10 protein-coding genes are annotated in these 8,890 nt (G+C 67.7%); 3 read left to right on the top strand and 7 right to left on the bottom strand.

Going from position 1 to position 8,890, the window contains the following annotated elements:
• Nucleotides 1-20: 20 nt before the first annotated feature.
• From M529_RS28480 to M529_RS28505, 6 genes are all read right to left on the bottom strand, one after another.
• Nucleotides 21-860: an alpha/beta fold hydrolase gene (locus M529_RS28480; RefSeq protein WP_021316659.1), complete on the bottom strand. Its 840-nt coding sequence runs from the start codon at nt 858-860 to the stop codon at nt 21-23.
• Between the two features lie 92 nt (nt 861-952).
• Nucleotides 953-1,612, bottom strand: coding sequence for a hydrolase (locus tag M529_RS28485; protein WP_021316660.1), 660 nt, complete (start codon nt 1,610-1,612; stop codon nt 953-955).
• 134 nt (nt 1,613-1,746) lie between these two features.
• Entirely contained in the window at nt 1,747-2,373 is a 627-nt protein-coding gene (gene maiA, locus M529_RS28490) for a maleylacetoacetate isomerase (protein ID WP_021316661.1), read from the bottom strand.
• Nucleotides 2,374-2,503: 130 nt separating this feature from the next.
• Nucleotides 2,504-3,973 carry an FGGY family carbohydrate kinase gene (locus M529_RS28495; RefSeq protein ID WP_021316662.1) on the bottom strand — a complete coding sequence of 490 codons (1,470 nt, stop codon included), beginning with the start codon at nt 3,971-3,973 and terminating at the stop codon, nt 2,504-2,506.
• On the bottom strand, nt 3,970-5,460 hold the full coding sequence (locus M529_RS28500; RefSeq protein WP_021316663.1) for a glycerol-3-phosphate dehydrogenase: 1,491 nt from the start codon (nt 5,458-5,460) through the stop codon (nt 3,970-3,972). The genes M529_RS28495 and M529_RS28500 overlap by 4 nt, the downstream gene beginning before the upstream one ends.
• Before the next feature lie 23 nt (nt 5,461-5,483).
• Nucleotides 5,484-5,996 (bottom strand): outer membrane protein assembly factor BamE, encoded by a 513-nt coding sequence (locus M529_RS28505; protein WP_021316664.1) that lies wholly within the window; start codon nt 5,994-5,996, stop codon nt 5,484-5,486.
• Between the two features lie 134 nt (nt 5,997-6,130).
• Between M529_RS28505 and M529_RS28510 the strand changes: the two genes are divergently transcribed.
• Genes M529_RS28510 through dinB form a run of 3 tightly spaced genes read left to right on the top strand, consistent with a single transcriptional unit; the run spans nt 6,131 to nt 8,315 of the window.
• Nucleotides 6,131-6,652 (top strand): ubiquinol-cytochrome C chaperone family protein, encoded by a 522-nt coding sequence (locus M529_RS28510; RefSeq protein WP_021316665.1) that lies wholly within the window; start codon nt 6,131-6,133, stop codon nt 6,650-6,652.
• Entirely contained in the window at nt 6,649-7,176 is a 528-nt protein-coding gene (locus tag M529_RS28515) for a YceD family protein (RefSeq protein WP_021316666.1), read from the top strand. Before M529_RS28510 ends, M529_RS28515 begins: the two co-directional genes overlap by 4 nt.
• Before the next feature lie 59 nt (nt 7,177-7,235).
• The gene (gene dinB / locus M529_RS28520) at nt 7,236-8,315 is read left to right on the top strand and encodes a DNA polymerase IV (RefSeq protein ID WP_021316667.1); all 1,080 of its coding nucleotides are present in this window, start codon (nt 7,236-7,238) and stop codon (nt 8,313-8,315) included.
• 4 nt (nt 8,316-8,319) lie between these two features.
• Here the strand turns inward: dinB and M529_RS28525 are convergent.
• On the bottom strand, nt 8,320-8,890 hold a 571-nt coding region (locus tag M529_RS28525; RefSeq protein WP_021316668.1), incomplete at its 5' end, for a DUF1134 domain-containing protein.

Genomic DNA, 8,890 nt, shown 5'->3' on the forward strand with positions numbered 1-8,890 from the left:
GCGTCCGTCCCCCCTTTCCCTCAGGCCTGCACGAAGGCGAGCAGGTCGGCGTTGAGCACGTCGGCGTTCACCGTCAGCATGCCGTGCGGGAAGCCCTCGTAGATCTTGAGCGTGGCGCTCGGCAGCAGTTCGGCCTGCAGCACGCCCGCATTCTTGTAAGGCACGATCTGGTCGTCGTCGCCGTGCAGGACCAGCGTCGGAACGGTGATCGCCTTCAGGTCGTCGGTCTGGTCCGTCTCGGAAAAGGCCTTGATGCCTTCATAATGGGCCTTGGCGCTGCCCATCATGCCCTGGCGCCACCAATTGTCGATGACGCCTTCCTTCACGTCCGCGCCGGGCCGGTTGAAGCCGTAGAAGGGACCGGCGGCGACATCGCGGAAGAATTGCGCGCGATTGGCGGCAAGGCCGGCGCGCAGCCCGTCAAACACCTCGATCGGCAGGCCGCCGGGATAGCGGTCGGTCTTCAGCATGATCGGGGGAACGGCGGACACCAGCACCGCCTTGGCGACGCGGCCCTGGGGCAGGCCGTGCCGGGCGACATAGGCCGCGACCTCGCCGCCGCCGGTCGAATGGCCGATATGGATGGCGTCGCGCAGGTCCAGATGATCGGCGACGGCGGCTGCATCGGCGGCATAATGCGCCATGTCGTGGCCTTCGCTCACCTGCGCGGACCGTCCGTGGCCGCGGCGGTCATGGGCGACGACGCGATAGCCCTTCGACAGGAAAAACAGCATCTGCGCGTCCCAGTCGTCCGACGACAGCGGCCAGCCATGGTGGAACATGACGGGCTGGGCGTCCTTCGGGCCCCAGTCCTTGTAGAAGATCGAGACGCCATCCTGCGTGGTGACAAAGCTGCTCATGGGAAATCCTTTCGCTGTTCAATGGGCTTTGGATCATTGCTGCCCCTCGCCCCGCCCGCCGCAGCGGCGGGGGGCGAGGGGCATTTCGTCACTCAATGGCCGCCTTCGGAGGCGCCGAACATGGTTTTGGCATAGGTGATGCCCAGGCCATAGGCCCCACCCCACTTCCGGGCGACGCCGGTGGTCATGTCGTAGGTTTCGGTGCGGGCCCAGTCGCGCTGCAGTTCCAGCAGATATTGCAGCGACGTGATCGGACGGGCGCCGGCCTGGATCATCCGCTCGACCGCACGCTCATGCGCTTCTTCGGAAATGTCGCCGCTCGCGTCGGTGATGACATAGGCCTCAAAGCCCTGCTCCAGCGCGGAGAGGACGGGGCCGACGATGCAGACGCTGGTCCACAGGCCGGCGAAGACCAGCCGGTCCTTGCCGATGCGGTTCACTTCCTCGATCACCGCGGCATCTTCCCAGGTGTTCATCGACGTGCGGTCGAGCATCGGCTGGCCGCCGAACGCCTCGGTGATCTCGCTGAACATCGGGCCGGAAAAGCTCTTCTCGGCAACGGTGGTGAGGATGGTGGGGACGTGGAAGCCGGCGGCGGCGTTGGACACCAGCGCAGCGTTGTTGCGCAGCAATTCGGGGGCGATGGACTTGGTGGCGAAGGCCATCTGCGACTGGAAGTCGATCAGGACCAGCGCATGGTTGGTCGGGCTCAGCAAGCCCTTGCCGGGGGTCGGGGTAGCGGTGATGGACATGGCGAAAACACTCCTCCTGAACTTTCATGCCCCGATCCGATCGGGGACGAGAGGAGGTGTATGCCGAGAAGGAAATACGAAACAGCCGGATAAAATCGTGCCAACTGTTCGATATTATTGAAAGGATCGGCGGATCATTCCGCGTCGAGCTGAGACTCTGGCGCCGCATGGGCGAAGGCGGCCAGGGCGAGGCAGGCGGTCTCCACGGCTTCGAGGCGCGGCCAGTCCGTTCGCGCGCCGAAGCGGCGAGCGTTGAAAAGCTGCGGCACCAGCATGATGTCCGCCAGCCCCACCTGCGCGCCGAAGCAGTAGGGGCCGTCCTCCGCCGCGATCAACGCGGCGCAGGCTTCCAGCCCCTCCTCGATCACCTGCCGGGCCCAGCCGTCGATCGTCGCCTGATCGTGGCCCAGGGTCCGCAGGCGCTTCAGTATCTTCAGGTTTTGCACCGGATGGATATCGCAGGCGATGACCTGCGCGAAGGCACGCGCCCGGGCGCGGCGGAGCGGATCAGCGGGGAGCAGCGGGGGATCGGGATATATCTCATCCAGATATTCGCAGATGGCGAGGCTCTGGGTCAGCACCGTGCCGTCGACCTCCAGCGCCGGAACCAGTCCCTGCGGGTTGATCGCGCGATAGGCCGCATCATGCTGCTCGCCCCTGCGCAGATGATGAAAGGCGTCCTGCCAGGCAAGGCCTTTGAGGCCGAGCGCGATCCGCACGCGATAGCTGGCCGACGAGCGGAAATAGCCGTGCAGGATCATGTCTTCGCCGAGTCCTTGAAAATCCGGAGCGATCCTGCCGGGCCGCGGAAGCTCGGGCAAGGCGGGATAAGCGACAGGGCGGAAAAGGGTCGACCGTAGGTGTCAACCCCGCTTGGCCGCATGTGTTGCCCTATCCCGAAGAGCGCGCGAGCGCCGCTTGCCACAGCGCCAGCCGATCGCTGCGCCGGCTGTCGTCCATATGCGGCGTGAAGCGCGCGGCGGTGCTGCGCATGGTGACGGCGTCGGCCAGGCTGGCGTGAAGCCCTGCCCCCACCCCCGCCAGCATCGCCGTGCCGAGCGCGGTGGTCTCGATGTCCGAAGGCCGCTCCACCGGCAGGCCCAGCATGTCGGCCAGATCCTGCGCGATCCAGTCATTGGCGCTCATCCCGCCATCGATTCGCAGCAGACTCCAGGGTGAACCGTCGGCGGCGAAGGCAGCCTGAAGATCGTGGCACTGATGGGCCAGCGACTCCATCGCCGCCCGGACGATATGGGCCCGGCTGCTGCCGAGCGTGAGCCCGATAAGCTGCCCTTTCGCCTCCGGGCGCCAGTGCGGGGCCCCCAGGCCTGCGAGCGCCGGTATGAAGAGCACCCCGCCATTGTCGGGAACCGACCGGGCGAGCACTTCGCTCTCCCCCGCAACGCGGATCACGCCCAGCTCGTCGCGCAGCCATTTGACGAGGCTGCCGGCGACGAAGATCGACCCTTCCAGCGCGTAGGTGCGTTCGCCCTCGGCCTGATACAGGATGGTGCCGAGCAGCCGATGGTCCGATCGGGGCAGCTGCGTACCCCGGTTGGTCAGGATGAACGCGCCTGTGCCGAAGGTCGCCTTGGTATCACCGGGATTCAGGCAGTGCTGCCCGATAGTCGCCGATTGCTGGTCGCCCGCCAGGCCGCAGATCGGGATCGCCCGGCCGAACAGCCGGGGGTCGCTGGCGCCGAAGCGGCCGTGATTGTCCACGACATCCGGTAGCGCCGCGCGCGGCACCCCGAACAGGTCGAGTAACTCGCCGTCCCAGTCCGCCCCATCGAGGGCGAAGAGCTGGGTACGGCTGGCATTGCTGGCGTCGCTCACATGCAGGCCGCCGGTCAGTTTCCACACCAGCCAGCTTTCGATCGTCCCCAGCGCCAGCCGGTCACCCAGCTCCCGCGCTTGCGGGACATGATCGAGGATCCAGCGCATCTTGGTTCCGGCAAAATAGGGATCGACAACCAGGCCGGTGCGGGCCTGCAGCCAGGGCTCCAGCCCGCGCTCGCGCAACTCAGCGCACATCGGCGCGGTGCGCCGGTCCTGCCACACGATCGCGCGGCAGATGGGATCGCCGGTCTGCCGGTCCCACGCCACGACCGTCTCGCGCTGGTTGGTGATGCCGATCGCGGCGATCCTGTCCGCGCCGCCGGCCCGCGCCACCACGGCGCGCGCGCAGGCCAGCGTCCGCTCCCAGATTTCGGCCGCATCATGTTCGACCAGACCGGGCGCCGGATAATATTGGGTCAGGTCCTGCTGCGCCACGCCTAGCACAGTGCCGTCGGCGGCATAGGCCACCGCGCGCGTGGAGGTGGTGCCTTCGTCCAGCACCAGGATGCAGTCCGCGCTCACGCCCTCTCCCTCATATAGTCCTCCAGCGCCTGGACCTGGCCGACGGACAGGCGCAGGCCCAGCTTGGTCCGCCGCCAGACAATGTCCTGCGCCGTCATCGCCCATTCGCGGTCGATCAGATAGTCCACTTCAGCCTGGCTGAGGCCATGGCCGAAATCCCGCCCCAGCGCCGCCGCATCCCGTGCCTGCCCCAGCCACGACCGCGCCAGCGTGCCATAGGCGCGCCCGATTCGGGACAATGTTGCCGGGTCGAGAAAGGGATAATCCGTAGCGAGCGCCCGGATAAGCGCCGCCAGCTCCTCCTTCGGGAAATCCCCGCCCGGCAGGGGCGCGTCGGCCGTCCACTCCCCATCCTTCAGGGCCGGAAGGAAGGGCCGCAGCCTGTCCACCGCTTCCTGCGCGAGATGGCGGTAGGTGGTGATCTTGCCGCCGAAGACCGAAAGCAGGGGCGCGCCGCCTTCCCTGTCCAGGTCGAAGACATAGCCGCGCGTCGCCGCTTCGGGCTTGCCAGATCCCTCGTCAACCAGCGGCCGCACTCCGGCAAAGCGCCACACCACATCGCCGGGGGTCACCGGCTTCGCGAAATAGGCGCTGGCGGCCTCGCAGAGATAGGCCACCTCCTCCTCGCTGGCGCGCACCCCGGTGAGCGGCCCATCATGGTCCCGGTCGGTCGTCCCGATCAGGGTGAAGGCGCCCTCATAGGGAAGGGCGAAAAAGATGCGTCCGTCGGGGTTCTGGAAGAAATAGGCAAAGTCATGGTCGAACAGCGCCGGCACGACGATATGCGACCCGCGCACCAGCCGGATATGGCGACCGGACACGCATCCGGCCCGTCCCAGCAGGTCGAGCACGGCGGGACCAGCGGCGTTCACGACTGTTCGCGCGCGGAATGTCTGGTCCCTGGCGTGGATCAGCCAGTGCCCGTCCCGCCGTTCCAGGCGCAGCGCCTCGGTCCGCGTCAGCACGGTGGCGCCGCGGTCGGCGGCGTCGCGGGCGTTCAGCACGACGAGCCGCGCATCGTCCACCCATCCATCCGAATAGACGAAGCCCGGGCCGAACCCGGGCTTGAGCGCCTGGCCCGCAACATGCCGGCGCAGGTCTATCCCCTCCGTGGCGGGCAGCGCGCGCCGTCCGCCGATATGATCATAGAGGAAGAGGCCGAGGCGGAGCAGCCAGCGCGGGCGCAGGCCCTTCACATGGGGCAGGACGAAGCGCATCGGATGGATGATGTGCGGCGCGATGCCCCAGAGCCGCTCGCGCTCGCCCAGCGCCTCGCGCACCAGGCCGAATTCATAATGCTCCAGATAGCGCAGCCCGCCATGGATCAGCTTGGTGGAGGCGGAGGATGTGCCGCCCGCAAGGTCGCCCCGCTCCAGTAGCAGCACCCGTACGCCCCGGCCGGCCGCGTCCCTGGCAATGCCACAGCCGTTCACGCCGCCGCCGATGACGGCGATGTCGTAGCTGTCGCTCACCAGGGAATGGCCCAAAGCTACCCCCTTCGGGCCGAGGCCTAGCTGCCGTTGGGCCCGCCGCCATTCGGGCCGGAACCGCCGCCGCCCATGCCACCGGCGCCGACCGCGCCGATATTGCCGAAAATCTCATCGAACAGACTGCGATGGCGGCCGAGTGTCGGGGTCTTGCTCCCTGCCGGCGAAATCCTGGCCACCTGCTCCAGCCCCATGCGGTCGACGGCCACGACATTGCCCGCCGCGTCGAAGCGGACGTGCAGGATGGTCTGGCTGACCGGGCGCGGATTGGCGAAGGCGAGCGAGCGCATGTCGCGCGAGACATAATACCAGTCCTGCGGCCCGAACTGCGACACGAAGCTCGGACGACCCAGCGTGCCTTCCACCGAAGCGCGGTTGTCGACGCCGGGCTGGACCGAATCGACCAGCAGCTTGTCCACCTGATAGCCTTGGTGCGTGCGGATGCGCGTGCAGCCCGACGCGCCCAGCACCAGCGCGCCCAGCCCGACCGCAAGCATGATCCGCCCGCTACGGGACTGGCGGTTGAACTGGCGCATGGTCTTCTCCTGCGGGGTCGGGGCCCCAAACCCAAGAAACATCAAGCCGCCATTGCATCGGGCGGCCTGCCGATCAATATGGAAATGCGCGCAGCCGGGCAAGGGGCGCGCTTTGGACGGATTTTCGGAACGCGATGACCTCTTCTTCCCTGCTGAACCGCCTTTTCGGCCGCGCCGAGCCCAGGGAGGGACTGCGCCCGCTCTATGCCGCGATAGTGGCGCAAGGACGGCAGCCACACTGGTATGTGGAAGGCGCCGTGCCCGACACGCTGGACGGGCGGTTCGACATGCTGGTCGCCATTCTATCGCAAGCGCTGATCCGGCTGGAGCAGCAGGACGCGAAACAGGAAAGCGTGTGGCTGACCGAATTGTTCGTCGATGACATGGACGGCCAACTGCGGCAGGAAGGGATTGGCGACGTGGTGGTCGGCAAGCATGTCGGCCGGATGATGAGCGCACTGGGCGGCCGGATCGCCGTCTATCGCGCGGCGCTGACCGACGGCGGCGACCTGGGTGAGGCTTTGAAACGCAATCTCTACCGGGGAGACGCGCCTTCACAGGCTGCGCTCGACCATGTGGAGGCGAAGCTGCGGGACCGCTGGGTTCGGCTGGGTTGCCTGTCGCGCGATGCGCTGCTGGCCGGGGATCTCGGATGAGCCTCCAGCCCGAATTTTCCCGCCCGGTGCGCCTCGACCAGCTCGCCCGCCACGCTGACACGGTCACCATTCGCGCGGACGAAGCCGAGCGCGCCGCCCTGGCCAAGCGCTTCAACCTCACCGCACTCGACCGGCTGGAGGCGGACTATACGTTGCGGGAGGAGGCAGGAGGCATCCTGGCCCGCGGCCGCGTACGCGCTACGCTGGCGCAGCCCTGCGTCGCGACCGGCGCGTCGGTGCCCGAGACGATCGACACGGACTTCGTCCTTCGCTTCGTGCCCGAGGACACGCGCCTTCCCGAGGGCGAGGAGCTGGAACTGGACGCGGAAGATTGCGACACAATCGGCTATAGCGGCCAGACGATCGACATGGGCGAGGCGGTGGCGGAGACTGTCGCCCTCGCCATGACGCCCTATCCCCGCTCACCCGACGCCGACACCTATCTTCGGGAAGCCGGCGTGCTGTCGGAGGAGGAAGCAAGCCCCTTCGCCGCGCTCCTCGCACTCAAGGACCAAAAGCCTTAGGCGAGCACAGCGGCGCACGCGTTTCCCTTTCGTTCCGGCCTGTGGCATAGGTGCGGGCCATGGACTCGTCTCCGCGCAAGATCATCCATATCGACATGGATGCCTTCTACGCATCGGTCGAGCAGCGCGACGATCCTTCCCTGCGCGGCAAGCCCATCGCGGTCGGCGGTGGCGGCCCGCGCGGGGTGGTCGCCACCGCCAGCTACGAGGCGCGCAAGTTCGGCGTGCGTTCCGCCATGCCCGGCGCGCGGGCGCGGCGGCTCTGCCCCGATCTGCTGTTCGTGCGCCCCCGCTTCGAGGTGTATCGCTCCGTTTCCGCGCAGGTGCGCGCCATCTTTCAGCGCTTCACCGACATCATCCAGCCGCTGTCGCTCGACGAGGCCTATCTGGACGTGACGGTGAACAAGCCGGGCTGGACGTCGGCGACCCGGGTGGCGGAGGAAATCCGCCGCCTGATCCAGGAGGAAACCGGGCTTACCGCATCGGCCGGCGTCTCCTACAACAAGCTGATCGCCAAGCTCGCGTCGGACCAGAACAAGCCCGACGGCCTGTGCGTCGTCCGCCCGGGCGAAGGCGCGGCCTTCATCGCCGCGATGCCGGTGCGGCGCATCCATGGCGTGGGGCCGGTGACCGCGCGGCGGATGCAGGCGCTGGGGATCGAGACCGGCGCGGACCTGCGCGATCGCAGCCTCCCCTTCCTCCAGGCGCATTTCGGCAGCCCCGCGCTCTTCTACTATCGCGCCGCCCGGGGCGAGGACGACCGGCCGGTCCATGAGCGACAGGAACGCAAGTCCGTGAGCGTCGAGGACACCTTCTTCGACGACCTGGTCGAAAAGGACGCGCTGCTCGCGGAGATCGACCGGATCGCCCAGAGTCTGTGGGCGCGGATCGAAAAAGCGGACGCCTATGGCCGCACGGTGGTGCTGAAGGTGAAGTTCGCCGATTTCCGGATCATCACCCGATCGCGCAGTTTCGCCGCGCCGGTCCGCACGCCCGACCTTCTCGCCGAGACCGGCCGCGCCCTGCTGTGCGCGCAGCTACCACTGCGCATGGGCGCGCGCCTGCTGGGTCTGGGCGTGCACAATCTGGAGGCGGGAGGGGAGGTGGAGCAGGGCGTACAGCTGGCCCTATCCCTCTGACCCCTCAGAAGGGCAGCCAGTTCCGCTTTTCGGTGAACTTCATATAGCCCGCGTTGACGCCCAGCCGGTATCCCACGCCCAAGCGGATCGGGATCAGCACGACATTGCCCCAGCGCAGATAGCTGGCCGTGAAGCCGCCCACCAGATAGGCCTGCCCCTCCGCGGCGGGGAAGCGATGATAGAGATCCTGCGTGTCGTAGAGATTGTAGACCAGCACGAAGGTGTTGCCAGCATTGCCGCCCACGTCGAACCCGATCGACGGCCCGGTCCAATAGACCTGCCGCTTCCCCTCGATCTTGTGATTCAGCGTCCCCGAGCCGTAGCGCAGGCCGACGACGAAAGCACCCGACGCCTCGCGCCCGGCGATATAGGCATTGGGACGGCCCTGATCCTTCAGCACCTTCTCGATCAGCCCGGCCAGACCTTCCGCGCCCTTGCCGAACACGCCCTCGGCGGCACCGATCAGGTCGTCCTCCTGATAGGACTCGCTCGGCACCGGCGCGGCAGGCGGCGACGCGGCGGACACCGGCGCACCGGTGGCGGTGGTGCCGGCGGGAGCGGCCGTGTCGGCCTGG

Origin of the sequence: Sphingobium ummariense RL-3 (assembly GCF_000447205.1) — a bacterium.
GTDB classification, from domain to species: domain Bacteria; phylum Pseudomonadota; class Alphaproteobacteria; order Sphingomonadales; family Sphingomonadaceae; genus Sphingobium; species Sphingobium ummariense.